Below are 26,203 nucleotides of genomic sequence, written 5' to 3'. Positions count from 1 at the left end.
TCCTTTTCCTCACGAGAAATCAGATGATTGCGGTTCGCAAACTGCCGGCGCGCTATGCGCCGATCGTAATGCCATTCGTGTTGTCCATCCTCATGACGGCCGTGGTGTCGGTCATTTCGACGCTGCGGAGCCTCGGCGCCACACCGGCGTTCCTCGCGACCTGGCCGGGCGCCTGGGCGCTGTCATGGCTCGTCGCCTTCCCCACACTGCTGATGGTGCTGCCACTGGTCCGCCGGATCGTGGCCTGCCTCGTCGCGTCCCCCTCTCAACCAGGCCGATAGCCGGCGCGGACGGCGACGCATGAGGCGCGCCGTCCCGCTTCCAGATTGCTCAACACCTTGGATCAAGCTTCCACACTTCTCGCTTCACCCGTCGCGCTGTCGCGACATCCTCCGCTGCTGCTCTACATCGCCTCGCGAACCCTGTCGGAATTTTCCTACCAGGTCGCAACCGTGGCGGTGGGCTGGCAGATCTATGCGCTGACCGGCAGCGCCTTCTATCTCGGTCTTGCCGGCCTCGTGCAATTCATTCCGAGTGCCCTGCTCGTCTTCGTCGCGGGACACGCGGCCGACCGCTATGACCGCCGGCGCATCGTCCAGCTCTGCGAGCTGACGCAGGGACTTGCGGCCGGCTATCTCGCTGTGCGGCTGCTGATGGGGACACTGACGGCACCCGAGATCTTCGTCGTGCTCGGCGTGTTCGGGCTGTGCGGTGCCTTCGAAAGCCCGGCCTCGTCCGCGCTGCTGCCGGCCGTCGCGCCGGAAGGCATGCTGCAACGAGCAACCGCGCTATCGACCGGCACCTGGCAGGTCGCAGCCATCGGCGGTCCCGCCGTTGGCGGGCTCGCTTATGCCATCTCGCCGAGCGCGCCCTTCGTGCTGATGGCCGTGCTGTCGCTGATCGCGAGCGGCTTCAGCGGCATGATTCGGGTCGAGCGTGCGGCGGCCTCCGAGCACGAGGGTGTCGACGGACTCTTTGCCGGCCTGCATTTCGTCCGCAACAATCCCGCGATCCTCGGCACGATCTCGCTCGATTTGTTCGCGGTCCTGCTCGGCGGCGCCACCGCGCTGCTGCCGATCTATGCCAAGGACATCCTGCAGGCCGGCCCCTGGGCGCTCGGTGTGATGCGGGCCGCGCCCGCCGTCGGTGCACTGCTGATGACCGCATTGATCGCGCGCCATCCGATCACGCGGCGCGCGGGCCTGCGGATGTTCCAGGCGGTGATCGCGTTCGGGCTCGCCACCATCGTGTTCGCGCTGTCGCGAAACGTCTGGCTTTCGATCATCGCGCTGGCCGCGATGGGCGCAGCCGACACGATCAGCGTCGTCGTCCGCGTCGCGCTGGTGCAGCTCGCAACACCCGATGCGATGCGCGGCCGCGTCGGCGCGGTCAACTTCCTCTTCATCAACGCCTCGAACCAGCTCGGCGAATTCGAGAGCGGCATGGCGGCGGCCCTGCTCGGCGCGATGCCGGCGGCCGCGCTCGGCGGCATCGGCACCATCGCGATCGCGCTGCTCTGGATGAAGCTGTTCCCTGTGCTGCGGGAGGTCGATCAGCTGGAGTGAAATTTATGACAACGCGCCCAGCACGCCGCGCGTGGCCTTGTCGATCTCCTCGACATAGCGGCGGCGGGCAAAGGTCTCGGTGAGGAAGCCGACGACCTTGCGGCTGTCGGTGGAATCGACCACCGCCAGCATCTCGGCTTCCGCTTCGTCGAACACCGCCATCGCCGACTTCACGTTCATTTCCGGGATCAGCACGATGTCGATCAGGCGGGCGAGCTCGATCACCTGGATGTCGTCGGCGATGCTGTCGAGATCGCTGGAGAACAGATCGGGCAGCAGGACGAGGCCGACATATTCGTCGGCATTGTTGACGATGACGACGCCCGGGCGCGAGCCGAGCGCGAATTCGCGACGGACCGCCGCGATCGTCGTGGTCGAGGGCACCTTGCCGACGTCGGAGCGCATCAGCCGCTCGACGGTGAGATTGCGCAGCCAGCCGACGTCGTTGGCGCTGCGGATGGTCTCGCCGCGCAGATGCAGGCGCCAGGTCGAGAAGGAGTGGCCGAACATGAAGCGGACGCAGATCGAGGTGACGATGCAGCCGGCCAGCACCACGGCGGTGACATCGACATTGCGGGTCATCTCGAGCACGAGGAAAGACATCGTCAGGGGACCGCCGACGATGGCGACGCCGAGCGTTGCCATGCCCGTCAGCATTGCCACCAGCGGATCGATCACGAAGTTCGGGCTGATCAGGAGCAACACCTCGGCGAAAAACTTTCCGATCAGGCTGCCGACGAACAGCGAGGCGAAAAAGAGACCACCGCGGAAGCCGGAGGAGAGCGAGACCAGGCAGGCCGTCACCTTCAGCGCGATGATGGTCGCGATCAGGCCGATCGTCATGTCATGGAACAGATCCAGCACCATGGCACCGTGGCCGGCGGCGAGCACCTGCGGCGTGACGAGGGCGAAGCCGCCGACGATGAGGCCGCCGATCACCGGGCGCAGCCAGACCGGCAGCCAGGCGAACAGGCGCTCGAACACCGGCGAGGAGCGCATCACGGCGATGCCGACGCCGCTGGTGACGAGGGCAAGGCCGATCAGCGCCAGATACTGTTCGACGCCGACGGCGCTGACCTTCGGGATCTCCAATGAATACGGCGCGCCGCCGAGCCATTGCGCGGTCAGGGCGCCCGCCAGCGAGGCCGCCAGGATCGGGGCGGCGCTGCCGACCGAATAGACGCCGACGATCAGCTCGCAGGCATAGAAGGCACCGGTGATCGGCGCGCCGAACGCGGCGGCGATCGCGGCCGCGGCACCGCAGCCGACCATCAGGCGCAAATCGTTGCGGCGCAGATTGAAGAACTTGCCCAACAGCGAGGCGATGCCGGAGCCGATCTGGGTGTAGCCGGCCTCGAGGCCGACCGAGGCGCCGCAGCCGTTCGAGATCAGCGTCTGGCTCGACACCACCACGCTGTCGCGCATCGACAGATTGCCGCCGCGCAGCGCATTCGCCTCGATCGGGTCGACCGCGTTCGAGATCTTCATCCGCCGCCGCCACCATTCCATCACGCCCAGCGAGAGACCGCCGAGCGCAGGCGCGAGCATCGCGGCCCACGGGCTCACTCGGGTGTTGGCCGAGAGGCGCACGTCGATGGGAATGCCGTAGATCACGACATGGGCGATCTGCGCGATCTCGGCCATCAATGTCACCACCGCGCCGGCCAGCGTGCCGATCACCAGCGACAGCGGGATCAGGTAGAACTCGTTGCTGCGCAACAGTGCGCGCAGCCGAACCATGGTGCGGTTCGACCCCTTGCGATCGACGAAATGTCTGATCCGCATCAACACTTCTGTTCGCCCTACCCCTCCGCCATGCCGTAGCCGGCCATACGCTGGCGGACCCGTTCGATCTCGTCGCTGGAGAGCAGCGGCGGGTTCCCGATCTGGAGACAGCCGTGATATTGCCGCGCCAGGGTCTCGACCTCGACGGCGAGCCACATCGCCTTGTCCAGCGTCTTGCCGGTCGCGATCATGCCGTGATGGTCGAGCAGGCAGGCATGCCGGCCCACCAGCGCCCGCAGCGCATGCTCGGAGAGTTCCGCCGTGCCGAAGGTGGCATAGGGCGCGCAGCGGATGCTGTCGCCACCGGCGGCCGCGATCATGTAGTGCACGGGTGGAATCTCCAGGCCCATGATCGCCAGGATGGTGCAATAGGTCGGGTGAGCGTGGACGACGGCGTTGACGTCGTCGCGCGCCCTCAAGATGTCCAGGTGGAAGCGCCACTCGCTGGACGGCTTCTGTTCGGGCGCGTGCGAGCCGTCCATGGCCATGAAGACGATCTGGTCCGGTGTCATGGCGTCATAGGGCACGCTGGTCGGGGTGATCAGGAGCCCTTTTCCGTGCCGAACGCTGATATTGCCCGAGGTGCCCTGGTTGATGCCGAGCGCGTTCATGCGGCGGCAGGCGTCGATGATGGCCTGTCTCTTGGCGAGCTCGTCCGCTGGCATCGACATCCCGTTTTCTTCTCGACCTTGTGGCGATGGGCGCTTGTTAGACCCGAAGTACGTCAAAGCAATATGGCAGTGCAAGAGAAAGCGGCCCGGATCTGGCGCCGTCTTGCCGGATGTACCGTTACACCAGGGAATATATCGTTAAATCAAAAGATTAGCCGATTGTCGCAGCCTTACGAAAAGCTCGCCCGGACGGCCGCAATCCCGTTGATCACGAACTGCACCGAATAGGCCGCGAGCAGCATGCCGAGCACACGCGAGAGCACTGCATTGCCGGTGCGTCCGAGGGTCCGCGCGATCAGGTGAGCCGAGACGAAGCAGAGCATGCAGAGCAGGCACACCGCGAGGACGATCGCGATGATGATGGCGAGCTTGGCGCCGTAGCCGGCGCCGCCCGACAGCAGCAGCGTGGTCGCGATCGCGCCGGGCCCGGCCATCATCGGAATGGCCAGCGGAAACACCGCGACATCGGAGGCGTGCTCCGCGGTCGCCTTGTCCGCCTCCCGCGCCTCGCGATGCGGCCGGTCGCCGAAGATCATCTGGTAGGAGACGCCGAACAGCAGCAGCCCGCCGGCGATCTGGAAGGCGGGGATGCCGATCCCGAGCTGGCGCAGCAGCCAGTTTCCGGCGAGCGCAATCACCACCAGGATCGAGGCAGCGATCAGCGGTGCGCGCAGCGCCACCGTCCGCTTGATCTTGTCGGGCATGCCTGAGGTCGCGGCCAAGAAGGCCGGCGCGAGGCCGACGGGATCGACCACCAGCAGCAGCGTGACGAAGGCGGACAGGGCGAAATCGAGCATGAAAGGCGTCTTCTGCGAGCGTGAGCGGCCAGCCATAGCCGCTCGCCGCGCGCTTCGCGAGGAACATTTGCAGACGCCGGCTCTTGATCGCGGGAGGATTGAGGAAGGACGTGCCTTCCCGTGTCACCTCATGAGGAGGATCGAATCCATGGCTAAGAAAGCAAAGAAACGTGCCCTCAAGAAAAAGACCGCATCGCGCCGCCCGCGTCAGGCGCCTAAGATGCTCAGCGACCTGTTTCTGGCAACGCTGAAAGACATCTATTTCGCGGAGAACAAGATCATCAAGACGCTGCCCAAAATGGCCAAGGCCGCGCATTCGAAGGACCTTGCGGCCGCCTTCAACAAGCATCTGCGGGAGACGCAGGGCCAGGTCAGACGTCTGGAGCAGATCTTCAAGATGCTGAACAAGCCCGCGCGCGGCAAGCCGTGCGAGGCGATCAACGGCATCACCGAGGAGGGCGCCGAGATCATGAAGGACTTCAAGAACGCCCCTGCCCTCGACGCCGGCCTGCTCGCCGCGGCGCAGGCCGTCGAGCATTACGAGATCTCCCGTTATGGGACATTGCGCACCTGGGCCGAGGAGCTCGGCATGCCCGAGGCGGCAAGGCTGCTGCAGGAGACGCTGGACGAGGAAGAGGCCACCGACCACACGCTGACCGAGCTCGCCACCTCCGTGATCAACCTTGAAGCGGAGGCCGAGTACCGCGAAGCCGCCTGATCCACGTCCCCGCCCCATTGTTGCCTCCGGCGCCGCGGAACATCTCCGCGGCGTCGATGCATCTGAGCGCAAGGGCCTCCTCCCGATCGAGGGGCCAGCCATGCCCGGGATGCACGATGCTGGAATTTGCGGGAACCATCACCATATCCCCGTTTTCCAACCGCAGCGCCTTCCCCGAGTTTTGCCATGCAACCGAAAAATCCCTTCGACTGGATGCTGTCCGAAGCCTTGGACCAGCTGACCCGCGGCGAACGGCTGCGTCAGCAGTTCGGCCGTCAGGAAGCCTGCTGGGAGCCGCCGATCGACGTGCTCGAGACCGAGCATGAGCTTTTGATCCTGGTCGCGCTTCCCGGCGTCAATCCGGACAATGTCGAGACGGTGATCCATGACGGCGTGCTCGTCATTTCCGGCCAGCGCACGCTGCCGCCGGAGCTTCGCAACGCCCGCATCCACCGGCTCGAGCTGCCGCAGGGGCGTTTTGAGCGCCGCATTGCGCTTCCCCTTGGCCGCTACGCCATCAGCCGCTTCGTGATGGACGGCTGCGTCGCACTGCGCCTCGCCAAATCCTGAGGTCGATCATGGCCACCGAACAGATGAACAATTCACAGACCAATTCCACCGAGCCCGACGTGAAGATCCCCGAAGACGCACTGATCATCATCCCTGTGCGCGAGATGGTGCTGTTTCCCGGCGCCATCGCGCCGATCGCGATCGGCCGGGCGAAGTCCATCGCCGCCGCGCAGCAGGCGCTGCGCGAGCAGCGCCCGGTCGGCATCGTCCTGCAGCGCAGCCCCGAGATCGAGGAGCCCGGACCGGACGACCTCTACCGGGTCGCGACCATCGCCAACATCGTGCGCTACATCACCGCGCCCGACGGCACCCACCACATCGTCTGCCAGGGCGTGCAGCGCGCGCGCATCCTCGACTTCCTGCCGGGGACGCCGTTCCCGGCCGCGCGCATCCAGCAGATCCCCGAGCCGACCACGACCTCGCCCGAGATCGAGGCCCGCGCGCTGAACCTGCAGCGCCAGGCCATCGAGGCGATCGAGCTGCTGCCGCAGGCGCCGCCCGAGCTGGTCGGGATGTTCCAGAGCACCACCGCGCCCGGCGCGCTGGCGGATCTGGCGACCTCGTTCATGGACATCAAGCCGCAGGACAAGCAGGAGGTCCTTGAGACCATCGACCTCGCGCTGCGTGTCGAGAAGGTGTCGAAGCACCTGGCCGAGCGGCTGGAGGTGCTGCGCATCAGCAACGAGATCGGCCAGAAGACCCGCGCCACGTTCGACGAGCGGCAGCGCGAGGCGATCCTGCGCGAGCAGATGGCGACCATTCAGCGCCAGCTGGGCGAAGGCGACGGCAAGGCTGCCGAGGTCGCCGAGCTGACCGCTGCGATCGCCAAGGCCAACATGCCGCCGGAGGCGGAGGCGCACGCCAAGAAAGAGCTGCGCCGCTACGAGCGCATGCCGGAGGCTGCCGGTGAATCCGGCATGGTCCGCACGTATCTGGACTGGCTGATCGAGCTGCCGTGGGCGCTGCCCGCGGAGAAGCCGATCGACATCAAGGAAGCGCGCCGCATCCTGGATGCCGATCATTTCGGCCTGGAGAAGATCAAGAGCCGGATCATCGAATATCTGGCGGTGCGCAAGCTGGCGCCGCAGGGCAAGGCCCCGATCCTGTGCTTCGTCGGTCCACCCGGCGTCGGCAAGACCTCGCTCGGCCAGTCCATCGCGCGTGCGATGGATCGCCCCTTCGTGCGCGTCAGCCTGGGCGGCGTGCATGACGAGGCCGAGATCCGCGGTCACCGGCGCACCTATATCGGCGCGCTGCCCGGCAACATCATCCAGGGCATCAAGAAGGCGGGCGCTCGCAACTGCGTCATGATGCTGGACGAGATCGACAAGATGGGCCGTGGCGTGCAGGGCGATCCCTCTGCCGCCATGCTGGAGGTGCTCGACCCCGAGCAGAACGGGACGTTCCGGGACAATTACCTGGGCGTGCCCTTCGACCTGTCGCGCGTCGTCTTCATCGCGACCGCCAACATGCTGGACCAGATTCCGGGTCCGCTGCTGGACCGCATGGAGCTGATCAGCCTCGCCGGTTACACCGAGGAGGAGAAGCTGGAGATCGCGCGGCGCTATCTGGTGCGGCGTCAGCTGGAGGCCAACGGCCTGACGGCCGACCAGGCCGAGATCGAGCCGGAGGCGCTGAGACTGGTCGTCAAGGGCTACACCCGCGAGGCCGGCGTGCGTAACCTCGAGCGCGAGATCGGCAAGGTGTTCCGCCATGCCGCGGTGCAGGTCGCCGACGGCTCGGCCGCCAAGGTCGTGGTGACGACGAAGGACATCGCCACCGTGCTCGGCCAGCCGCGCTTCGAAGGCGAGATCGCGCAGCGCACCAGCATTCCGGGCGTGGCCACCGGCCTCGCCTGGACGCCGGTCGGCGGCGACATCCTGTTCATCGAGGCCTCGCGCGTGCCCGGCCGCGGCGGCATGATCCTGACCGGCCAGCTCGGCGAGGTCATGCGCGAGAGCGTGCAGGCGGCGCTGACGCTGGTGAAGAGCAAGGCCCCGCAGCTCGGCATCGATCCCACGGTGTTCGAGAAGAGCGACATCCACGTTCACGTCCCCGCGGGTGCAACCCCGAAGGACGGACCGAGCGCGGGCGTGGCGATGTTCACGGCGCTGACGTCACTGCTCACCAATCGCACGGTGCGGAGCGACACGGCGATGACCGGCGAGATCTCGCTGCGCGGGCTGGTGCTGCCGGTCGGCGGCATCAAGGAGAAGGTGGTGGCTGCGGCCGCCGCCGGGTTGAAGCGGGTGATGCTGCCGGCGCGCAACAAGCGGGACTACGACGACATCCCGAAGAGCGCGCGGGACAACCTCGAATTCATCTGGCTGGAGCGCGTCGACGAGGCCATCGCCGCAGCGCTCGAGCCTGATGAAGCCAAGGTCGAAGCGGCGGAGTGAATGCGATGAAGAAACTGCTGGAAGAAGCGAAACGTTCGCGGAAGACGCAGCGGCTGCGCCAGTTGCTCGGCCGTGCCATCGACCGGGTGCGCGATGCGCTTGCAGGACCCGAGCCGCGGCTTCAGCCGATCCCGGTCCGGGTGAAGCGCCGCAAGGGTTGAGCCCTCCGTCTCAGGCCCTCGCGGCTGCCCCAAACAAAAGGCCCCCTCCATGCGAGGGGGCCTTTGCGTTGTTAGGCCACGGCGTCCTTGGCAGCCTTGACCGGGCGGGCGCGGACGATCTTCCGGGCCGGCTTGGCCTTGAACATCATCTCTTCACCCGTGAACGGGTTGGTGCCCTTGCGAGCCTTGGTCGCGGGCTTCTTGATGACCACGAACTTGGCGAAGCCCGGCACCAGGAACAGGCCGTTCTTCTTGAGCTCCTTGTGGCCAACGTCGGTCAGCGTCTCCATGACGCTCTTGACGTCGCGCTTGGAAAGCTCGGTGGCGGTCGCAATCTTTTCGATCAACTGCGATTTGGACATTTGGGCTGGCATCGTGTCTCCTCTGATTCGTTGCCGGTTGCATATTAGACCAACCGGAGAAGGCCTATAGCCTTCTGCACAGTTTTGTCGCGGTTTTACGGGCTTTTTTGGCCCCCTGTGGCAAAAACCCCTGCTTTTTAGCTGCTTCCTGAACGGAAGAGGCCTCGATCAGCGGATTTTACCTTGTTTCAAAGGCCCGCACGCAACCTTGCTAAAGCTGATTCGCGGCTTTCGACAAGCGACGACCGGCCTCTTTATGCAAGGCCGGTCGCGTTTCACCCTAGAAAATAAGGCTAGATCGCATCTTAAGCTGCTCTCTCCCCTGTTTTTACGGGGGGAGAGAGATGAACGGACAGGCTAGATGCGCTCGATAATGACGGCCGGCGCCATGCCGCCGGCGGCGCACATGGTGACGAGACCGCGCTTGAGATCGCGCCGCTCGAGCTCGTCGAGCACCGTGCCGATCAGGATCGAGCCGGTCGCGCCGATCGGATGACCGAGCGCGATCGAGCCCCCATTGACGTTGACCTTGCCGCGGTCGAGCTTGAGATCGCGGATATATTTCTCCGCGACGACCGCGAACGCCTCGTTGATCTCGAACAGATCGATGTCGTCGATGGAGAGGCCCGCCTTCGCCAGCACCTTGCGCGTGGCCGGCACCGGTGCGTTCAGCATCAGGGTCGGCGAGTCCCCCATGTTGGCCATCGCAACGACGCGGGCGCGGGCTTTAAGGCCATGCGCCTTGGCGTAGGTCGGTGACGCCAGCAGGATCGCAGCCGCGCCGTCGACGACGCCCGACGAATTGCCGGCGTGGTGCATGAAGTCGATATTGAGATCAGGATATTTTTGCAGGATGAGGCCGCGATAGGTCGTGCCCTTGTCGTCGAGCGCATAGTCGGCGATGGCGGGGAATGCCGGCTTCAGCGCCGCCAGCCCCTCCATCGTGGTCTGCGGTCGCGGATATTCTTCATGATCGAGCGCGAGGCTGCCGTCCTCACGATGCACGGGCACGAGGCTCTTCTTGAAGTGGCCACCCGCAATCGCCTGCGCCGCACGCTTCTGGCTTTCGAGGCCGAGCGCGTCGACGTCCTTGCGCGTGATGCCTTCCATGGTTGCGATCGCGTCGGCGCAGACGCCCTGATGCGACTGCGGATGCCGCGCGCGCAGGCGCAGATTGCCGTTGTCCATCATCATCGGACCACCGCCGCGGCGTCCCTCCATCGACATCATCTCGCAGCCGCCGGCGATGACGAGGTCTTCGCTGCCCGACATGATCGAGGACGCTGCCATGTTGACGCTGGTGATGCCCGAACCGCAGAAGCGATCGAGCGTCACGGCGCTGGCGCGCACGTCGTAGCCGGCATCGAGCGCGGACATGCGACCGAGGTCGCCGCCTTGCGTTGCGACCTGCGCGCTGCAGCCCCAGACGATGTCGTCGACATCGGCGGTGTCGATGCCGGTGCGATCGGCGAGCGCGCGCAACACGGTGGCACCGAGCTGCTGCGGATGAATGCCGGAGAGTGCTCCCTTGCCGGCCTTGCCGACGCCCCGCGGGGTACGGCAGGCATCGATGATCAGCGCGTCAACCATTGGCGTTATCCTCTTGTTATGAGTGTTGTCGCGGTTTTGAATCAGGGGAGGAGTGGAGTCAATGCGGGACGCCTCCCCTTCGCATCTGCGCGCTCGTGGGAGCGGCCGGATTTTACGCGCAGCGGAAAATCCGGGTGGAGGAGAGCTTCAGCGAGAACGGTGACAGATGGACTCGCGGAGAGTCCCCCTCACCCCGACCTTCTCCCCGTATCCGCCTTCGCTAAAGCTTCGGCGGGACAAGTGCGGGGAGAGGCGAAGAGATCACGCTCCCGCCGCGTTCTTCGCGATCACGTTGCGGTAGTAGCTCGCGCTGAGCTTCGGCGTGCGCACCTGGGTGTCGAAATTGACGTGGTACAGCCCAAAACGTTGGTTGAGGCCGAACACCCACTCAAAATTGTCCATCAGGCTCCACAGGAAATAACCGCGCACCGGCACGCCTTCGGCGGTGGCGCGCTGGAGCTGGGAGAGATAGTTGCGCAGGTACATGACGCGATCGGTATCGTAGATCTTGCCGTCAGGCTGGACGACGTCGTCGCCGGAGGTGCCGTTCTCGGTGATATAGATCGCGTCCGTCTTCCAGATCTTTGCCGCCAGCTTCGGCACCCAATACATCGTCTCCGGCGCGATACGGAGCCAGTCCGAGCTCATGTGCGGAAACGATTTCGGGATCGGCAGCGGCATGAAGCCCGCGCCCTGGTCGGACGGCACCACATAGTTCTGCGGCGCGTAGATGTTGAGACCGAGGAAGTCGACCGGCGAGGAGATGATCTTCAGCTCGGCGTCGGTGTATTTCGGCGCATTCGCGCCCGCATATTTCAGGAACGCGTCCGTATACTGGCCCGTCATGATGACGTTGAGATAGCCGGCATTCATCTCGCGCAGCGCGATCTCGGCGGCGCGGACATGCTCGGGCGTATCGAGGGCGGGAACGCAGACGTCGATGTTCTCGGCCGGTCCGACCCGGGTGCCGCGGCGCCCGCGCGCCCGTATCGCCTGCACGGCAAGCCCGTGCGCGAGCGCGCTGTTGTGCCTGACCTGATTGACATCGACCTGCGGCAGCGTCACGCCGGGCGCATCGATCCCGAGGCCATAGCCGAACTGCACGAAGCGGCCGCTCTCGTTCAGCGTGAACATATTCCTGACGCGATCGGTCAGGCGTTCGGCGACATAACCCGCATAGTCGCCGAAGATCTTGCAGGTCTCGGTCGAGCGCCAGCCGCCAAAACGGTCCTGGAGCGATTGCGGCAGATCCCAATGATAGAGCGTCGCCCACGGCTCGATGCCGTTCTTCAGCAGCTCGTCGACGAGACGGTTGTAGAAGTCGAGCCCTTTCGGGTTCGGCTTCCCGTCGCCATCCGGAAACACCCGCGGCCAGGCGATCGAGAAACGATAGGCCTTGCAGCCGAGGTCCCGGATGAGCGCGATATCCTCCTTGTAGCGATGATAGTGCTCATTGGCGCGGTCGCCGGTGGTGCCGTCCTCGATCTTGCCGGGGATGCGCACGAACTTGTCCCAGATCGAGGCCCCTCGCCCGTCCTCATTGACCGCGCCTTCGACCTGATAGGACGAGGTCGCCGTGCCCCAGACGAAGCCCGCTGGAAAGCCGCCAGCTGCACCGCGAGACAGCGGCGGCTTCGCCTCCGCGATCTCCAGCGGAGTTGCCATTCCGGCTGCGGACAATCCCGCCAGCTTGGCAAACTGGCGACGCGAGACTTTGTCCGACATGTGATGCGGCTCCGAGGGTGATGCGCTAGCGGCGGCACAATGACGACTCGCAGCCGTTTTGAGAAGCGCCGGCACTGAAGTTTGAGAATGCAGAATTGCGCTGCCAGGGCGCGGCACGTTGATGCGGGCGTGCGACCAGCGAGCGCCCGCCGTCAGCGGGAGCGCTTCGGCAGCTTCGGAAGCTTGCCGGGATCGAACGCCGGGATCGGCCCGGTTGGTTCAGGCGCCGCCGCCGGCTGTTCCGTCAGGATGAGCGTTCCCTCGAGGACGACTCCCGGCGCCTGTCCGGCCGTCGCCGTGTAAGTCGCGATCTTGCCCGGGCACGTCCCCGATATCTGCAGCGTGAGCTCGTCATAGACGCCGAAGACTGTGGCACGTCCCTCGGTATGACGCTTCGTCGACACGGTCGCGGTGAAGCGATCGCCGTCGACCTCGCAAGCGCCGTGATACGTCATCAGGCTGTCGTGGCCCCAGATCTGGCCATCTGCGACATGGACGATGCCGGTGCCTTGGTCAAACGGCGTCTTGTACCACGCCGCGTAGGTACCGTCCTTCAGCATGGGAGCTGTCTCCCCTGGTATTCCCGTGCCGATCATCCGCACGGTTCGCGCTAAGAATGCGTTAATCGTGCGGCCCGTGCCAATCCGGATGATCCGCTTATGTCAGGGTTGCGTCCCAATGATGACGGCTCTGCTGCGGCGCGATGCCGCTCTCCGGAACTGTGCGATGCGGGTTTCGGAACTTGCCGCAAGAACGGTCATGACAATCGTCATGCACCCGGCGAAGACCCGGCCGGTCACGCCCAGCGCAGCGGGCATCTGTCGCTACTCGGGCTCGATGCCGAGCGCCTGGATGATCTTGCCGGACGAGGCAAGCTGGTCGTCGAGGAAGCGCTTTGCGCCGACGGGCGTGACGGCATCGCCAATGCTGACATCGAAGCCGAGGCTGGGAGCGCGTTCGCGCACGTCCGACGATTCCAGCGCGCGTGCAATCTCGGCGCTCAGCTTGTCGACGATGTCGGTGGGCGTGCCGACCGGCGCCATGAACATGAACCAGCCCTGGAGATCGACGCTTTGCAGAGTCTCCGCGATCGCGGGAACATCAGGCAGGGAGTCGATCCGTTTGGCGCCGGCAACGGCAACCGGCCGAAGCGTGCCTGCCTTGATGAAGGCCTCGGCGATGGACGCCGATTGGATCGTTACCTGGATACGGCCCGAGATCGCATCCTGCACCGCATTCGTGGTCGTGTTGTAGGGGATGAGCACAAATCCGGTTCCGGCGTTCTTGTTGATGGCCTGAGCGATCAGGCCCGAGAGGTTGCGCGCACCGTCGACGGCGAGGCTCAATGAACCCGGCGCCGACTTTTCGAGCTTGATCAAGTCCGGCAGCGAGTTGGCCTTCACCTCGGGATTGACGAGAAGGACGTGGTTGCTCCGGGCCGCCATCGCGACCGGCACGAAGTCCTTGATCGGATCGTAGGGGAGCTTCTTGAACGTGAAGGGATTAGTGACGAGCGCCGCCGACGTGGCAAACAGGAATGTGTAGCCGTCCGGTGCCGCACGCGCGACGGATTGCGTGCCGACGAGGTTGGCAGCCCCCGGACGATTCTCGACGATGAACTGCTGCCCGAGGGTCCGGGAGAGTTTCTCGGTGATGAGGCGGCACATCACGTCCGGGCTGTTGCCCGCCGGCTGCGGCACGACGACGGTCACGGGCCGCTGCGGCCACGACTGCGCGAAGGCCGGAACAGACAGGCAGAGCGCAGCGCCGGCGAGCAGCAGACGACGGGATAGTCCGGACATGGTGTTCCTCCCCTGGAAGATCCCGCTTTGCGGGTTTTTATGGGTCGTTCGCGCGCCGCAGGCCGTCGCCGGCCGCGGCGTTCCGATCAGGTTTCGTCTGCGACGACATTCCGCAGCACGCCGAGACGTTCGACCTCGATCTCGACGATGTCGCCGGGCTTCATCCAGAGCGGCGGCTCGCGCCGCGCGCCGACGCCGCCCGGCGTGCCGCTGACGATGACGTCGCCGGGCTCGAGCCGCGTGAACGTCGAGCAGTATTCGATCTGGCGCGGGATATCGAAGATCATCTGCTTGATGCGCGCTTCCTGCATGACCTCTCCGTTGAGGCGGGTCTGCAGCTTGAGCTCGGCGAGCGGACCGAGCTCGTCGGGCGTCATCATCCAGGGCCCGAATGCGCCAGTGTCCGGAAAGTTCTTGCCCGGCGTGAACTGATGGGTGTGACGCTGGAAGTCGCGAATGCTGCCGTCGTTGTAGCAGGAATAGCCGACGACATGATCCATGGCGTCCGCGCGGGGGATGTAGCGTCCGGCCTTGCCGATGATGACCGCAAGCTCGCCCTCGAAATCGAGGTCGGTCGAGACACGCGGCCGCACGATCGGCTGCAAATGCCCGGTCTGGCTGTTGGCGTAACGCGAAAAAATGGTGGGGTGATCGACCTCGACGCGACCTGTCTCCTTGCGATGCGTCTCGTAATTGAGGCCCACGCACAGGATCTTGTCCGGGTTCGGGATCACCGGCAGCCATTTGACCTTGGAGACCGGAATGGAAGCGGCCGCGGATTTCGCGTCAGCAACGCCTGATAGCCCGGAGCCGATGGCGGCCTTGAGGTCGGCATAACGCGAAGCCAGCGCAGCGCCGACATCAAAAAAAGTCTCGCCTTCAACGATGCCCCAGGTGGTGCGGCCGTCGATCGATACAGTAGCCAGTTTCACGGTGTTCTCTCCATTTTTAAATCGGAAATCTTGTCCTGCCCGGCGGCAACGTCCCGAAGACGCATGTCGATCTCGCGCAGGAGATCGCCGAGCTCGGTCGCATTGCGCGCGGTGCCGAAGACGTAATGATCAGGCCGCACGATCGCTGCGATGACACCGTGACGGTCGAACCAGTCGGCGAGCACGCCCTCGGTCTCTTCGAGCGCGTTCAGCCGGCCTGTGCCTGATGGCGAGATCGCCGCTGCCGAGATGTCCGGGTGTGTGGCACAGAGCGCGAGCATGGACGCGGCGTCATCGCTGCGGCCGTCGATGACCGCGCGCCAGCCGGGCCCGGTCACCTCGTCCAAGAGGCGGACCGTGCTGCCGTTGGAGATGCGCGGCTGCGGAAACAGGCTGCCGCGCGCCGGCGCATCGTGATGCGTCAGACATCCTGCGCGGAGCGGCGGAATGATTTCCTGCCGTGTCAGAACGAGCGGCTTGCCGCCGCCATCGGCCAGGATTTGCGCATCGCGCTGGCGAGCCGCCGCCGGATCGCGCTCGCAGATCGATTGACCGATCGCCTTGATCTTGCCGGTCAGCTCGATGACGTGCTGCTTGCGTTCGACCGTGTAGCTGTCGAGCAGGCTGTCGGAGGACACGTCCCTGAGCACCCGGTCCAGCTTCCAGACGAGGTTCGTCGCGTCGCGCAGACCCTGGCACATGCCCTGGCCGATGAAGGGCGGCTGCTGATGCGCGGCATCGCCGGCGATCAGGATCCGGCCGTTGCGCCAGTCGGCGGCAACGAGGGCGTGGAAACGATAGGAAGCCGCGCGCCACAGTTCGCCGTCCTGCGGCGTGATCCAGGGCGCGAGCAGCTTCCAGACATTGTCGGGACGCTCCATCTGCCGCGCGTCTTCGCCCGGCAGCAGCATGATCTCCCAGCGGCGGTGGTTGTGCGGGCCGATCAGGAAGCTCACCGGGCGCGCCGGATTGCAGAATTGCGCCGAGCATTGCGGCAACCGCGCAAGCGCGCTCTCGTTCGCGCGCACATCGACCACCAGCCAGGGTTCATCGAAGATGAGATCCTCGAGGCCGAGGCCTGCGATCTGCCGCACGGTGCTCGAGGCGCCGTCGCAGCCGAGCACATAGCGCGCCGTCACCGCACGATGCCGTCCATCGCTGTCCTTCAGGCGCGCCTCGACGCGATCTGCGGTCTGAACGAGATCGAGCAGCTCGACGCCGAGCTCGGCCCGCACGTTGGAAAAACTGGTCGCGTGGCGACGCAGCTCGGCCTCGACCGGAGGCTGGCTGAACACCATGCTCGGCGTGTAGCCGAGCGGATAGGGCTTTGCGACCATGTCGATGCGACGGATCAATTGGCCGTCGACGCCGAAATGCTCCGAAGCGGTGAAGGGCTCGATATAAGGGGAGATCGCGCCAGCAAGGCCCATATTGTCGAGATGACGAAAAATCTCGTGATCGAGCGCGATCGCGCGCGGCTTGTCATAGACATCGGTGAGCCGGTCGATGACCAGCGTGCGATGACCGAGGCGGCCCAGCAGGCCCGTGGCAACGGCACCGGTCGGCCCGAAGCCGACGACGAGCCCGTCATAGTCGGTGGCGCCAGCCGTGTCCGTCATGTGCGCGCCGCCGTGAAGGGAACGGCGAGCTGCGCCGTCTTGCAGGCGTCGGACTTGGGCGGCGCGATGCCCCACTGGTCGGTCCGTCCCGGAGGCCAGACCCAATCGCTTGGGCCTTTCGCGACGTAGCTGTCGTCGATCTGCAGGACTTCGGCGGTGTATTCGATCACCGCGCCGGTCGGATCGACGAAATAGGCGAACACGTTGTCGCCGGGGCCATGACGGCCGACGCCCCAACCGATCGGAAAATTGTGGTCCACCATGCGACCGGAGCCGCGCATGACGGATTCCAGATCAGGCATCAGGAAGGCAATGTGATTGAGGCCGTTACGCGGTGCCTCGGCCAGCACGACGGCATGGTGATCGCTGTTGCAGCACAGGAACGCCATCAGCTTCGAGCGATCCGACAGCCGGAATCCCAAGGTCTCCCGATAGAAATTCGAGAGCGTTTCGATGTCGGCGCTGTTGATGTTGACGTGCGCCAGCCGTTCGGGGCGATCCGCGATCACGCGCGCTGGCCTGGTATGATCGCCGTGGACGAACTCCATGGCGCATCCCTGCGGCTCGCGGACCACGAAGCTTGTCCCGCCCGAGGGCGCGAGCGACAGTGCGGGTGAGCTGATCACCTCGCAGCCGGCTTGCCGCGCCCGCGCGAACAAGCGCTGCAGATCTTCACCTGAGCGAACGCGAAAACTGATCTTGCGGAACGACGTCGCCTCGCCGGGCGTGAGCTCGAGGACGTGGAAGTCGCTGCCCGTCGCGGCGAGGTACACCGTGCCGTCCGCTTCCGCCACGACGTCGAGGCCCCAGACCTTGCTGTAGAACTCGACCGAACCGGCAAGCTGCGGCGTCGTGATCTCGACGCTGCGCAGGGCCATCACCGGAAAGTTGGGCATTGGACTTCCTTGTCAGGGAAACGCGAACGTCCGTTCAGTAATATGTATAAAATCTCTCGTAAAGGAGAAATTTATAAATAATTGGGCTGAAGTTTGCTAATGTACACAAGCGCAGAGATTCCAATGGGATTCCCGTGAGCCCCGACATGAACCCAGACCTGCCAAGCCAGAACCTGCCAAGCCAGAAGGTGGACCAGCCGGCGACGCTGGCGACCACGATCTATGCGCGCCTCAAGGCCGACATCCTGACCACGCGGCTCGAGCCCGGACGCAAGCTGCAGTCGCGCTTCCTGATGGAGCAGTACAATGTCGGGCAGACCCCGCTGCGCGAGGCGCTCAACCGTCTGACGACCGAAGAGTTCGTCGTCGGCATGGAGCAGCGCGGCTTCTATGTGAAGGAGGTCAGCAAGGAGGAGCTGCAGGAGCTGACCAAGACGAGGTGCTGGGTCGAAGGCCTGGCGCTCCGCGAGTCCATGCAGAACGCGACCCAGAGCTGGGAAGAAGCCCTGCTGGTGGCGCATCACCGGCTCGACCGCACGCCGCGATCGCTCAAGCCCGACACATTCGAGGACAATCCGGATTGGGAGAAGGTGCATCGCGCGTTCCACGCGACGCTGATTGGCCTTTGCGGTTCACGCCCCCTGCTCGGCTTCTGCGAGCAACTCGCCGACCGGCTCTATCGTTATCGCATGATGTCGATTGCGAAGGCCTATCCGGCACGCAAGGTCGGTGCCGAGCACAGCGATATCCTTCAGGCGGTTCTCGCCAAGGACATCGATCAGGCCGTGCGTCTGCTTCAGCAGCATTATCAACGCACGGCCGACGTCATCTATTCCGATCTCGACGGACTGCTGGCGTAGCTTTTACCGCCGCACGCCGACGCGATTGACGCCGCCGTTCAAATTGGTTGCGCTCGCCGTACCGGCGCGCACGGCCGCACGTGCCACCGGACGCGGCCGCAGCACGACGCCGGCTCTCGCCACGCAGCTCGGCGGATAGTCGACGTACTGGCAATAGACCACGGCCTTGGCCGGTGTCGGGCTGAGCGTGAGGCTCGCAAATCCCAGCAGCGCGGTGGCTGCGATACCTGCAACGGTCACGGACTTGATCGAAAGGCGCTTGCTGCGATGCATGATGATCCTCCTGGAGGGCGCTTGCGAACCAACGAATGCCGCCGCAAGCGCCGCTCGATATGACGTGAGCACGGGAGGAGAGATCGCGTTGACATAAATCAACGGCGCAGTGAGGTCAGGCGATGCACCTGCTTTCGGCACTTTCCCGAAAGGACAGGACGCCGCGCGATCTCACGGCACGTCGCCCCTGCTCCGCACCCCGCCGATGCTGTGCGGCTTGTTGAGGAAGAACTCGCGGTTGCCGAGCGCGGCCTCCGCATACTGATCGATCGCGACCTGGATCGCCTCGATATGCATCCGGCACCACCCCTCGTAGCAAGATAGCCGCCGGACATGATCGAGTGCCCGGAGAAATTCCGGCGGCTCCTGCATGTCGGAGAAGTAGGTGATCCTCTCTCCCGTCATGCCCGTGCCGCCTCTCGCGGCGGCGCAAGGCGTCGCAGTTCCAGACGAACGCGCGGCGGCGTCGGCCGCCGGCGCGGAACGAAGAGGCTGGCGACGACGATCGGGTCGGTGTCGCCGAGCGCAGTCCGCTCCCGGACCAGCCCGCTCATCACGGTGCGCATCTTCATGACCTCCTCGGCGACGAAGGTGCAGTCTTCATCCCGGTTGATCTGCTCATGCATGATGGCCTCGGCCTCACGCATGCTGACGCGCAATGCTCTGATAACTCTGCGGATTTCACTGATGCGGTTGTCCATGGCTGGCTCCTTGGCTGGACGCCCAGCATAAGAACAAATCATGAACATTGTGTCAATCGGCCTGAGGTAGAACTCAGCCAGAGGCGCAACGCACCGCACCCTAAAGCGCGATGAGATTAGGAGGACAGACGAAGCCAGATGTCCCTGCTCGCCAGCACGCCGTTCGGGGTCGCGATCTCCATGTCCACGACATGCAGAGAACCGGGCTGGTCGCCATAGACGTATCTGAGGTGCCACATGGAACCGAGATCCGGCGAAATGACGAAATCTTCCAACCCGTCGGTAATTGCCCTGACCGCCTCGCGGTGAGTCAGGGGCGCGGCAAACATCGCATCGATCAGGTTGGCGAGGCTCATGCCCTCCACGAGCATGAGGCGTGCAACCTCGTCGTCGTAAACGTGTCGAAGCGCTCCAACGATGGCGGCGACTGCGTCCGGATTCTTCAATGACACGGCAGAGCAAGCCTCCGGGGACATGGTGCCGGAAGCGGGACATTTTATCCAAGCTGCCCGCATGGTGCAAAGCAAAGAGCGCCACGTCCAGCCGCCGCCCGGCAAAACCTCTCCGCCGGGATGCCGCGACAAATACGATCTGGACAGCGGCCCGTTCGCGGAATACTTCACGCAGACCGGTTCGCAGATGCCATTCGGAAAAACGAAAGTTTGACGACGTTGATCGTGAGGTCGTTCGGGCGCGGATAACAGCGCTCCAAACATTCCCGACGAGGTCGGGATTTTTTCCCGACGCACTCTGAAATCTCTCCCGGGCCGTTTGCACTGTCGAGCAAGGCGATTTCGCTCTCGGACAAGCATCCATCTTCCCCCGTAACTACCCGTAGTATTAAGCTCAATCGCAGAGCGAGCCAGCCGTGATGGGCCCTGGTTCGATCAGCAACAAAGAGCATAAAGACTCGTTTGGGGGGACGTATGCGTAAGGGTGGGAAATACCGTTGGGCGCGCGGCGCATCTGCGATTGCGCCTGCAATCCTCGCCGGCCTGACGATGGTGCCGACGAGCGCGACAGCTCAGTCCGCCGCATCCTCCGAGACGGAAATTCCGCCGGTCACCGTGATTGCTCCGTCACCGCTCTCAGGCACGCGCAGCGCGAAACCTTCAAACAGAGCGACGGGCGTACAGCGCGCGCGAACCAACAGAGGGCCGAGCGCACCGGCCGGGACCGCACCGGCGGCGGGCACGGTGGTCACCGCCCCCAACCAGGACCCCAGCCTGCTGGATCGCGACAAGGTTCCGTCGAATACCGCCATCGTCACCTCTCCCCAGCTGAGCCACAACTACACGATCAACTTCACCGACGCGATGAGCCGCGACCTGCCAGGCGTCGCGCTCACCGACACGACCGGCAATCCGTTCCAGCGCAATCTCGACTATCGCGGGTTCACGGCCTCGCCTGTTCAAGGAACGCCGCAAGGCATCGCGGTCTACCAGAACGGCGTCCGCATCAACGAGTCCTGGGGCGACGTGGTCAATTGGGATTTCATTCCGGAAAAGGCGATCGACCGGGTGACCCTGTATCCCAACAGTCCGATTTTCGGCCTCAACGCAATCGGCGGCGCGCTCAGCATTCAGATGAAGAACGGCTTCACCTGGCAGGGCGTCGAGGCGGAGACATTCGGCGGCTCCTTTGGACGCGTGCAAGGCAGCGTCCAGGCCGGCGGGCAGAAGGACAACATTTCCGCCTATGCGCTGTTCGAATCCGCCTATGATCGCGGATGGCGCGACTACGCCAACTCGTCACACATCAACCGCATGTATGTCGACATCGGCGCGCGCAACGACGATACGGAATTTCACGTCAACTTCACCGGCGCCGACAATTTGCTCGGCAATGTCGCGGCAACGCCGATCCAGATGCTCAACCAGCGCTGGTCGAGCGTCTATACCTGGCCGCAGACGACCCACCTCCAGCTCGCGTTTCTCAACGCGACCCTCAACCATGACTTCTCCAGCACGTGGTCGTTCCAGGGCAATGTCTACTATCGCGGATTCCGTCAGTCCCATGTCGACGGCAACGGTACGGATGTTGAATCGTGCAGCCGGGGTCGCTTCCTCTGCATCGACGGCGTGAACGACAACGACCCGATCTATGGGCCGGTGGGTGGACCGCCGGTCCCGAACACGCTCGGCACTGCTTTCCTCGGTGAGATCGACCGCAACTGGGTCAACAGCAACACCTTCGGCGGCACGGCGCAGGCCACCAATACCGACAAGCTGTTCGGCCGCGACAATCACGTCGTCATGGGTGTCGCCGTCGATCACGGCTTCACCAAGTTCAATGCGAGCAGCGAACTCGGGACGGTCAGCGACAATCTCTTCGTGACCGGCACCGGCATCTACATCAACCAGCCCGACGCCGGCCTCAGCCCGGTCGATCTGCACGCCACCAACACCTACACCGGCATCTACCTCACCGATACGTTCGACGTGACCAACAAGTTGTCCGTGACGGCGGGCGGGCGATTCAACTATGCCCAGATCGACCTGCAGGATCAGACCGGGACCAATCCACTGCTCAACAGCAGCAATCGCTTCCAGCGGCTGAACCCGGTGATCGGCGCGACCTACAAGCTCACGCCCACCGTTACCGTCTATGGCGGTTACTCCGAAGCCAACCGCGCCCCAACGCCGCTGGAGCTCGGGTGCTCGGATCCCAACCATCCCTGCATGATCGACAGCTTCCTCGTGGCCGATCCGCCGCTCAAGCAGGTGGTGTCGCATACGTTCGAGGCCGGTGTGCGCGGCGGGTTCGGCGCAAACCTCGCGACCGGCATGCTCACCTGGGGGCTTGGCGTGTTCCACACCCTGTCCGACGACGACATCATCCAGGTCGCGAGCCCGCTGGGCGTGAACAATTTCGGCTTCTTCCAGAATGCCGGACAGACCCTGCGCAAGGGCATCGAAGCCAAGATCGACTACCGCCAGGAGCGCTGGAACGCCTACGCGAATTACACCTTCGTCGATGCGACCTATCAGAGCTACAACACGCTGTTCTCACCGAACAACCCGAACGCGGTGACCGACCCGAACAACAGCGATGTCAGCTTCGTCAACGTCAAGCCGGGCGACCATATCCCCGGCATTCCAGCGCATCGCTTCAAGGCCGGCGTGGAATATCTCGCAACGGACAAGTGGAAGGTCGGCGCCGACCTCAACGTCATCGGCAGCCAGTGGCTGATTCACGACGACACCAACCAGAGCCCGAAGGTGCCGGCCTACTGGGTCGTGAACCTGCACAGCTCCTACCAGATCACGCCCAACATCGAGGTCTTCGGCCTGATCAACAACGTCTTCAACCAGCACTACTACCTGGCCGGCGCCTTCTACCAAACCGGCGGCTTTGCGAGCACCACGCGCGGGGTCACCAACCTCATGGCGCAGCTGACCGATCCCCGGACGTTCGTGCCCGGCACGCCGCTGGCCGCTTATGCCGGCATCAGGGCGAAGTTCTAGCTCTCGAGAGTCCTGCACTGCTCTCGAGAGACCGTCACGTGGCACAAATTCGGGGAAACATTCAGGACGAAGCCGTTGGAATCAAAGCCTCGACGGTCAATCCGCCATCGCCGGAGACGACGTTGAGCGTGCCGCCCAGCGCCAGGATGCGCTCGCGCATGCCGACGAGCCCGAAGCCGAGCTTCTGGCCAGGCTCCATGCCGCGGCCATTGTCGCTGACCTGCACCCGGGCGCAGAGGCGGCCGTCTCGCGTGAGCTGGTCCGCAGGTTCGATGACGACGTTGACCGCGGTCGCGCCGGCGTGGCGGAACACGTTGGTGAGCGCCTCCTGCACAACGCGGTAGATGGTGAGGTCGGCCGTCTCCCCGGTCGCTCCCAGCCGCGGCGAGATCGTGGTTTCGATGGTGACGTCGGGATGCGATTCCCGCCACAGCCGCGACAGAGATTCGAGCGCCTGGCCGAGGCCAAGCTCGGCAAGGCCGACCGGCCGGAGCCGCTGCAGCACGCGGCGGGTGAATTGCTGGAGCGCGTTGATCTGCTCGAGCAAGGCGCTGCCATGTTTTCGCACCGCATCCGCGCTCGGAGCACGCCCGTCCGCGAGCTTTGCCAGCGCGCTGGCATGCGCGCGCAGCGAGAACAGATACGGCCCGAACTCGTCATGCAGCTCGCGCGCGATCTCCTTGCGCTCGATGTCCTGCAGCGACACGGTGCGCTCGGCGAGGCGCCGCTTCTCCTCGACCGCCTCGCCGAGCGTTGCGGCAAGATGGTTGAGCCTGGTGCAGATCGCCGCCAGTTCGGGCGCGCCGCCCGGCGTGACGCGCGCGTCATAGTGCCCGCCTTCGATGTCAGCCATCGTCCGCGCCAATGACTGCAGCGGCGCCAGCGCCCGGCCGACCACCGTCATCATCAGCAGGAACAAGGCGAGCGCAACCACCGAGCCGACCTCGAGCTGGGTCACGATGCCGTCCCAGATCTCGGCGATCTCGTCATCGGGATGCGACGTGATCCGCAGCGAGCCGGGCTTGCCGTGGATCGAGACGGGCACGCTCACCGCAGTCTGCTCGGGATGAACCAGGCTGACGAACCAGGCCGGCGGGCCGCGCGTGTCCTCGTCGGCGTCCGGCCGGGGCGGCGTCAACGGGTTCCCGCCGGAATCCAGCAGCGCGATGCTGACGTGGCGCAGGCGGCTGAGATCGCGTGCGATCTGGTTCAGCCGCGCGTCCGGATCGGGCGCCTCGTTGAGATCCGCCACGATCATCTCGATGAACTCGCGCGCGAGCCGGATCACGCTCTGGTCCTCGGCCTGCACGCGCGGACCTGCCTCCGCGACCTGCCGGCCGATATTGACGGCGAGCCCGAGCGCCAGCAGCAGCGCCAGCAACACATTGATGCGCGCGCGCAAGGATAGGTTTTGCCACATTGGTCTCGTCCGCACCCCGCGAAGGCTGGCCTCCGCCCGTCCGATGACGTTGACAGAGGCGAAGCGCCCGATATCTAATCGAAACCGTACAGCAATCCCGGCCGGGTTGCATGAGGCGACATGAAACGCGCGCTGCGTTCTCATCGGCATCATGCGGCGCAAAAATAGGCCGGCGGCTGTCACGGGGAACGCTCATGCGCATTCTGATCGTCGACGATCATCCCATTGTCGCCTCCGGCTGCCGTGCCGTGCTGGCCGACCAGGGCGAGATCGAGATCCTGGAGGCCGCCGACGCCGAGGACGGCGAGTGCGTCTTCATCGTCGAGCGCCCCGACCTCTGCGTCATCGACATCAACCTGCCGACCGTCTCCGGCTTCGAGCTGGCGCGCCGCATCCTCCAGCGTGCGCCCGAGGCCCGCATCATCATGTTCAGCATGAACGACGACCCCGCCTTCGCCGCGCGCGCGATCGAGTGTGGCGCCAAGGGCTACGTCTCCAAGACCGGCGACCCCGACGACCTCGTCGAGGCGATCCGCATCGTCGGCGGTGGCGGCACCTACCTTCCAAGCGCGATCGCGCGCAGCATCGCCTTCGCAGGTCCGACGCTGGCGCAGAGCCCGCTGTCGAAGCTGAATGCGCGCGAGATGGAGATTTTGCGGCTGCTCAGCGCCGGGAAGAGCCTGTCCGAGATCGCCTGGCTGGTGCAATCGTCCTACAAGACGGTCGCCAACACCTCCTCCCTCATGCGCCAGAAGCTCGGCGTGAAGACCTCGGTCGAGCTGGTGCGATTGGCGATCGACAGCGGCGTCGCCTGACGCTACGCATCGCCGCAATTTCGGTCACACAAGAGTTGCAATGTTGATGTGGTTAGATGCCACGGAGCAAACGGCATGACGATCCAGACTGTCTCGACCAATACATCCTATGGCGGCGTGCAGGGCGTGTATCGCCATGCCAGCCAGGCGACCGGAACCGACATGGTGTTCTCGGTCTATGTCCCCCCGCATGCCGCCGGTGCCAAGCTCCCCGTGGTCTGGTACCTCTCCGGCCTCACCTGTACGCATGCCAACGTCACCGAGAAGGGCGAATTCCGCAAAGCCTGCGCTGAGCTCGGCCTGATCTTCGTTGCGCCCGACACCAGTCCACGCGGCCCTGATGTGCCGGGGGATGCCAACAATGCCTACGATTTCGGCCTGGGGGCCGGCTTCTATGTCGACGCGACGCAGGAGCCGTTCGCGCGCAACTATCGCATGTGGAGCTACGTCACCGACGAGTTGCCCAAGCTCGTGGCGGGAAATTTTCCTGTCGATGCCAAGCGGCAATCGGTGATGGGCCATTCGATGGGCGGCCACGGCGCGCTGACGGTGGCGCTGCGCAATCCGCACCGCTACCGCGCGGCCAGCGCGTTTGCCCCGATCGTCGCGCCCTCGCAGGTGCCCTGGGGCATCAAGGCGCTGACCGGCTATCTCGGCCCGAACAAGGATGCCTGGCGCAACAACGACACGGTGGCGCTGATCGAGGACGGCGCGAAATATTCCGGCTTCCTGGTCGATGTCGGTGAAGCCGACAATTTCCTGAAGGAGCAGCTCAAGCCGGAGCTGCTGGAGGCCGCCTGCGCCAAGGCCAACATCCCGCTGACGCTGCGGCGGCAGCCGGGCTATGACCACAGCTACTATTTCATCTCGACCTTCATGGGCGATCACCTGCACTGGCATGCGGAGCGGTTGAAGGGGTGAGGTTCTTCTTCTCCCTCTCCCCGCTTGCGGTAGGGCGATCGCATATGGAAAAATGCTTGTTGCGCTCAGCACTTGCGAGGAGACTCTTTCGAGCGGCGTAGCTCGCTCTTCGCGGTTCGATTCTGTTTTGTTCTCGATCCGATTCCGCAGCTTG

At 64.7% G+C, this 26,203-nt stretch carries 27 protein-coding genes; 11 read left to right on the top strand and 16 right to left on the bottom strand.

Annotated features, from left to right (window positions below; translation table 11 throughout):
- Nucleotides 1-23 precede the first annotated feature (23 nt).
- Both VGR99_RS10050 and VGR99_RS10045 read left to right on the top strand, forming a co-directional pair.
- On the top strand, nt 24-281 hold the full coding sequence (locus VGR99_RS10050) for a DUF2798 domain-containing protein (RefSeq protein ID WP_157326962.1): 258 nt from the start codon (nt 24-26) through the stop codon (nt 279-281).
- 96 nt (nt 282-377) lie between these two features.
- Nucleotides 378-1,565, top strand: a complete 1,188-nt coding sequence (locus VGR99_RS10045; protein WP_414645110.1) for an MFS transporter — start codon at nt 378-380, stop codon at nt 1,563-1,565.
- A 3-nt stretch (nt 1,566-1,568) separates the two neighbouring features.
- On the opposite strand, the gene VGR99_RS10040 is transcribed toward VGR99_RS10045, so the two are convergent.
- The 3 genes from VGR99_RS10040 to VGR99_RS10030 form a co-directional block, all read right to left on the bottom strand.
- The gene (locus VGR99_RS10040; protein ID WP_326898185.1) at nt 1,569-3,356 is read right to left on the bottom strand and encodes a chloride channel protein; all 1,788 of its coding nucleotides are present in this window, start codon (nt 3,354-3,356) and stop codon (nt 1,569-1,571) included.
- 11 nt (nt 3,357-3,367) lie between these two features.
- The gene (locus tag VGR99_RS10035; protein WP_326898184.1) at nt 3,368-4,021 is read right to left on the bottom strand and encodes an L-fuculose-phosphate aldolase; all 654 of its coding nucleotides are present in this window, start codon (nt 4,019-4,021) and stop codon (nt 3,368-3,370) included.
- Nucleotides 4,022-4,191: 170 nt separating this feature from the next.
- Nucleotides 4,192-4,818, bottom strand: coding sequence for a MarC family protein (locus tag VGR99_RS10030; RefSeq protein WP_326898183.1), 627 nt, complete (start codon nt 4,816-4,818; stop codon nt 4,192-4,194).
- 148 nt (nt 4,819-4,966) lie between these two features.
- Between VGR99_RS10030 and VGR99_RS10025 the strand changes: the two genes are divergently transcribed.
- The 4 genes from VGR99_RS10025 to VGR99_RS10010 all read left to right on the top strand — a co-directional run bounded on the left by VGR99_RS10025 (nt 4,967) and on the right by VGR99_RS10010 (nt 8,666).
- The gene (locus VGR99_RS10025; protein ID WP_326898182.1) at nt 4,967-5,536 is read left to right on the top strand and encodes a ferritin-like domain-containing protein; all 570 of its coding nucleotides are present in this window, start codon (nt 4,967-4,969) and stop codon (nt 5,534-5,536) included.
- Nucleotides 5,537-5,722: 186 nt separating this feature from the next.
- Nucleotides 5,723-6,106 (top strand): Hsp20/alpha crystallin family protein, encoded by a 384-nt coding sequence (locus VGR99_RS10020; RefSeq protein ID WP_200294876.1) that lies wholly within the window; start codon nt 5,723-5,725, stop codon nt 6,104-6,106.
- An 8-nt stretch (nt 6,107-6,114) separates the two neighbouring features.
- Entirely contained in the window at nt 6,115-8,505 is a 2,391-nt protein-coding gene (lon, locus tag VGR99_RS10015; protein ID WP_326898180.1) for an endopeptidase La, read from the top strand.
- Between the two features lie 5 nt (nt 8,506-8,510).
- Complete coding sequence (locus VGR99_RS10010; protein WP_326898179.1) at nt 8,511-8,666, top strand: hypothetical protein; 156 nt, start codon at nt 8,511-8,513, stop codon at nt 8,664-8,666.
- Nucleotides 8,667-8,737: 71 nt separating this feature from the next.
- On the opposite strand, the gene VGR99_RS10005 is transcribed toward VGR99_RS10010, so the two are convergent.
- The 8 genes from VGR99_RS10005 to VGR99_RS09970 form a co-directional block, all read right to left on the bottom strand.
- Complete coding sequence (locus VGR99_RS10005; protein ID WP_008139488.1) at nt 8,738-9,040, bottom strand: HU family DNA-binding protein; 303 nt, start codon at nt 9,038-9,040, stop codon at nt 8,738-8,740.
- 345 nt (nt 9,041-9,385) lie between these two features.
- Complete coding sequence (locus VGR99_RS10000) at nt 9,386-10,618, bottom strand: acetyl-CoA C-acetyltransferase (RefSeq protein ID WP_326898177.1); 1,233 nt, start codon at nt 10,616-10,618, stop codon at nt 9,386-9,388.
- A 261-nt stretch (nt 10,619-10,879) separates the two neighbouring features.
- Nucleotides 10,880-12,343, bottom strand: a complete 1,464-nt coding sequence (locus VGR99_RS09995; RefSeq protein WP_326898176.1) for a GH1 family beta-glucosidase — start codon at nt 12,341-12,343, stop codon at nt 10,880-10,882.
- A gap of 152 nt (nt 12,344-12,495) precedes the next feature.
- Entirely contained in the window at nt 12,496-12,903 is a 408-nt protein-coding gene (locus tag VGR99_RS09990; protein WP_326898175.1) for a hypothetical protein, read from the bottom strand.
- A gap of 264 nt (nt 12,904-13,167) precedes the next feature.
- A complete protein-coding gene (locus tag VGR99_RS09985) occupies nt 13,168-14,145 on the bottom strand; it encodes a Bug family tripartite tricarboxylate transporter substrate binding protein (protein WP_326898174.1) in 978 nt (325 codons plus the stop codon).
- Nucleotides 14,146-14,231: 86 nt separating this feature from the next.
- Nucleotides 14,232-15,077 carry a fumarylacetoacetate hydrolase family protein gene (locus VGR99_RS09980; RefSeq protein WP_326898173.1) on the bottom strand — a complete coding sequence of 282 codons (846 nt, stop codon included), beginning with the start codon at nt 15,075-15,077 and terminating at the stop codon, nt 14,232-14,234.
- Nucleotides 15,074-16,696, bottom strand: coding sequence for a bifunctional 3-(3-hydroxy-phenyl)propionate/3-hydroxycinnamic acid hydroxylase (locus VGR99_RS09975; protein ID WP_326898172.1), 1,623 nt, complete (start codon nt 16,694-16,696; stop codon nt 15,074-15,076). Before VGR99_RS09975 ends, VGR99_RS09980 begins: the two co-directional genes overlap by 4 nt.
- Nucleotides 16,693-17,592, bottom strand: coding sequence for a VOC family protein (locus VGR99_RS09970; protein ID WP_326898171.1), 900 nt, complete (start codon nt 17,590-17,592; stop codon nt 16,693-16,695). The genes VGR99_RS09975 and VGR99_RS09970 overlap by 4 nt, the downstream gene beginning before the upstream one ends.
- Nucleotides 17,593-17,738: 146 nt before the next feature.
- On the opposite strand from VGR99_RS09970, the gene VGR99_RS09965 reads away from it, so the two are divergent.
- Nucleotides 17,739-18,452: a GntR family transcriptional regulator gene (locus VGR99_RS09965; protein WP_326898170.1), complete on the top strand. Its 714-nt coding sequence runs from the start codon at nt 17,739-17,741 to the stop codon at nt 18,450-18,452.
- A gap of 3 nt (nt 18,453-18,455) precedes the next feature.
- Here the strand turns inward: VGR99_RS09965 and VGR99_RS09960 are convergent, their stop codons facing one another.
- The 4 genes from VGR99_RS09960 to VGR99_RS09945 all read right to left on the bottom strand — a co-directional run bounded on the left by VGR99_RS09960 (nt 18,456) and on the right by VGR99_RS09945 (nt 19,782).
- Complete coding sequence (locus VGR99_RS09960) at nt 18,456-18,725, bottom strand: hypothetical protein (protein ID WP_326898169.1); 270 nt, start codon at nt 18,723-18,725, stop codon at nt 18,456-18,458.
- A 171-nt stretch (nt 18,726-18,896) separates the two neighbouring features.
- Entirely contained in the window at nt 18,897-19,130 is a 234-nt protein-coding gene (locus VGR99_RS09955; protein WP_326898168.1) for a hypothetical protein, read from the bottom strand.
- Nucleotides 19,127-19,426, bottom strand: coding sequence for a hypothetical protein (locus VGR99_RS09950; RefSeq protein WP_326898167.1), 300 nt, complete (start codon nt 19,424-19,426; stop codon nt 19,127-19,129). The genes VGR99_RS09955 and VGR99_RS09950 overlap by 4 nt, the downstream gene beginning before the upstream one ends.
- A gap of 116 nt (nt 19,427-19,542) precedes the next feature.
- Entirely contained in the window at nt 19,543-19,782 is a 240-nt protein-coding gene (locus VGR99_RS09945; protein ID WP_326898166.1) for a hypothetical protein, read from the bottom strand.
- Between the two features lie 61 nt (nt 19,783-19,843).
- Here VGR99_RS09945 and VGR99_RS09940 point away from each other — a divergent pair, with 61 nt between their 5' ends.
- Nucleotides 19,844-20,092 carry a hypothetical protein gene (locus VGR99_RS09940; protein WP_326898165.1) on the top strand — a complete coding sequence of 83 codons (249 nt, stop codon included), beginning with the start codon at nt 19,844-19,846 and terminating at the stop codon, nt 20,090-20,092.
- A gap of 530 nt (nt 20,093-20,622) precedes the next feature.
- Nucleotides 20,623-22,893 carry a TonB-dependent receptor gene (locus VGR99_RS09935; RefSeq protein ID WP_326898164.1) on the top strand — a complete coding sequence of 757 codons (2,271 nt, stop codon included), beginning with the start codon at nt 20,623-20,625 and terminating at the stop codon, nt 22,891-22,893.
- A gap of 61 nt (nt 22,894-22,954) precedes the next feature.
- On the opposite strand, the gene VGR99_RS09930 is transcribed toward VGR99_RS09935, so the two are convergent.
- The gene (locus tag VGR99_RS09930; protein ID WP_326898163.1) at nt 22,955-24,313 is read right to left on the bottom strand and encodes a histidine kinase; all 1,359 of its coding nucleotides are present in this window, start codon (nt 24,311-24,313) and stop codon (nt 22,955-22,957) included.
- Between the two features lie 194 nt (nt 24,314-24,507).
- On the opposite strand from VGR99_RS09930, the gene VGR99_RS09925 reads away from it, so the two are divergent.
- Together VGR99_RS09925 and fghA are read left to right on the top strand one after the other, a co-directional pair.
- Nucleotides 24,508-25,128 (top strand): response regulator transcription factor, encoded by a 621-nt coding sequence (locus tag VGR99_RS09925; protein ID WP_326898162.1) that lies wholly within the window; start codon nt 24,508-24,510, stop codon nt 25,126-25,128.
- Between the two features lie 75 nt (nt 25,129-25,203).
- Nucleotides 25,204-26,049: an S-formylglutathione hydrolase gene (fghA, locus tag VGR99_RS09920; protein ID WP_326898161.1), complete on the top strand. Its 846-nt coding sequence runs from the start codon at nt 25,204-25,206 to the stop codon at nt 26,047-26,049.
- The last annotated feature ends 154 nt before the right edge of the window (nt 26,050-26,203 follow it).

The sequence above is a fragment of the Bradyrhizobium sp. genome (genome assembly GCF_035935975.1).
Lineage (GTDB): Bacteria > Pseudomonadota > Alphaproteobacteria > Rhizobiales > Xanthobacteraceae > Bradyrhizobium.
The sequence above is the reverse complement of the archived record's forward strand: the minus strand, read 5'-3'. Positions and strand labels throughout refer to the sequence as shown.

Bases quoted from the DNA above. Each gene is read 5' to 3' on its own strand.
- VGR99_RS09970 (WP_326898171.1), bottom strand. From the start codon at position 17,592: ATGCCCAACTTTCCGGTGATGGCCCTGCGCAGCGTCGAGATCACGACG.
- VGR99_RS10030 (WP_326898183.1), bottom strand. From the start codon at position 4,818: ATGCTCGATTTCGCCCTGTCCGCCTTCGTCACGCTGCTGCTGGTGGTC.
- VGR99_RS09985 (WP_326898174.1), bottom strand. From the start codon at position 14,145: ATGTCCGGACTATCCCGTCGTCTGCTGCTCGCCGGCGCTGCGCTCTGC.
- VGR99_RS10025 (WP_326898182.1), top strand. From the start codon at position 4,967: ATGGCTAAGAAAGCAAAGAAACGTGCCCTCAAGAAAAAGACCGCATCG.
- fghA (WP_326898161.1), top strand. From the start codon at position 25,204: ATGACGATCCAGACTGTCTCGACCAATACATCCTATGGCGGCGTGCAG.
- VGR99_RS09945 (WP_326898166.1), bottom strand. From the start codon at position 19,782: ATGAGCCTCGCCAACCTGATCGATGCGATGTTTGCCGCGCCCCTGACT.
- VGR99_RS09975 (WP_326898172.1), bottom strand. From the start codon at position 16,696: ATGACGGACACGGCTGGCGCCACCGACTATGACGGGCTCGTCGTCGGC.
- VGR99_RS09925 (WP_326898162.1), top strand. From the start codon at position 24,508: ATGCGCATTCTGATCGTCGACGATCATCCCATTGTCGCCTCCGGCTGC.
- VGR99_RS09960 (WP_326898169.1), bottom strand. From the start codon at position 18,725: ATGCATCGCAGCAAGCGCCTTTCGATCAAGTCCGTGACCGTTGCAGGT.
- VGR99_RS10000 (WP_326898177.1), bottom strand. From the start codon at position 10,618: ATGGTTGACGCGCTGATCATCGATGCCTGCCGTACCCCGCGGGGCGTC.
- VGR99_RS09995 (WP_326898176.1), bottom strand. From the start codon at position 12,343: ATGTCGGACAAAGTCTCGCGTCGCCAGTTTGCCAAGCTGGCGGGATTG.
- VGR99_RS09930 (WP_326898163.1), bottom strand. From the start codon at position 24,313: ATGTGGCAAAACCTATCCTTGCGCGCGCGCATCAATGTGTTGCTGGCG.
- VGR99_RS09940 (WP_326898165.1), top strand. From the start codon at position 19,844: ATGGCGGCGACTGCGTCCGGATTCTTCAATGACACGGCAGAGCAAGCC.
- VGR99_RS10010 (WP_326898179.1), top strand. From the start codon at position 8,511: ATGAAGAAACTGCTGGAAGAAGCGAAACGTTCGCGGAAGACGCAGCGG.
- VGR99_RS10005 (WP_008139488.1), bottom strand. From the start codon at position 9,040: ATGCCAGCCCAAATGTCCAAATCGCAGTTGATCGAAAAGATTGCGACC.
- VGR99_RS10050 (WP_157326962.1), top strand. From the start codon at position 24: ATGATTGCGGTTCGCAAACTGCCGGCGCGCTATGCGCCGATCGTAATG.
- VGR99_RS10035 (WP_326898184.1), bottom strand. From the start codon at position 4,021: ATGTCGATGCCAGCGGACGAGCTCGCCAAGAGACAGGCCATCATCGAC.
- VGR99_RS09965 (WP_326898170.1), top strand. From the start codon at position 17,739: ATGAACCCAGACCTGCCAAGCCAGAACCTGCCAAGCCAGAAGGTGGAC.
- lon (WP_326898180.1), top strand. From the start codon at position 6,115: ATGGCCACCGAACAGATGAACAATTCACAGACCAATTCCACCGAGCCC.
- VGR99_RS10020 (WP_200294876.1), top strand. From the start codon at position 5,723: ATGCAACCGAAAAATCCCTTCGACTGGATGCTGTCCGAAGCCTTGGAC.
- VGR99_RS09950 (WP_326898167.1), bottom strand. From the start codon at position 19,426: ATGGACAACCGCATCAGTGAAATCCGCAGAGTTATCAGAGCATTGCGC.
- VGR99_RS09955 (WP_326898168.1), bottom strand. From the start codon at position 19,130: ATGACGGGAGAGAGGATCACCTACTTCTCCGACATGCAGGAGCCGCCG.
- VGR99_RS09990 (WP_326898175.1), bottom strand. From the start codon at position 12,903: ATGCTGAAGGACGGTACCTACGCGGCGTGGTACAAGACGCCGTTTGAC.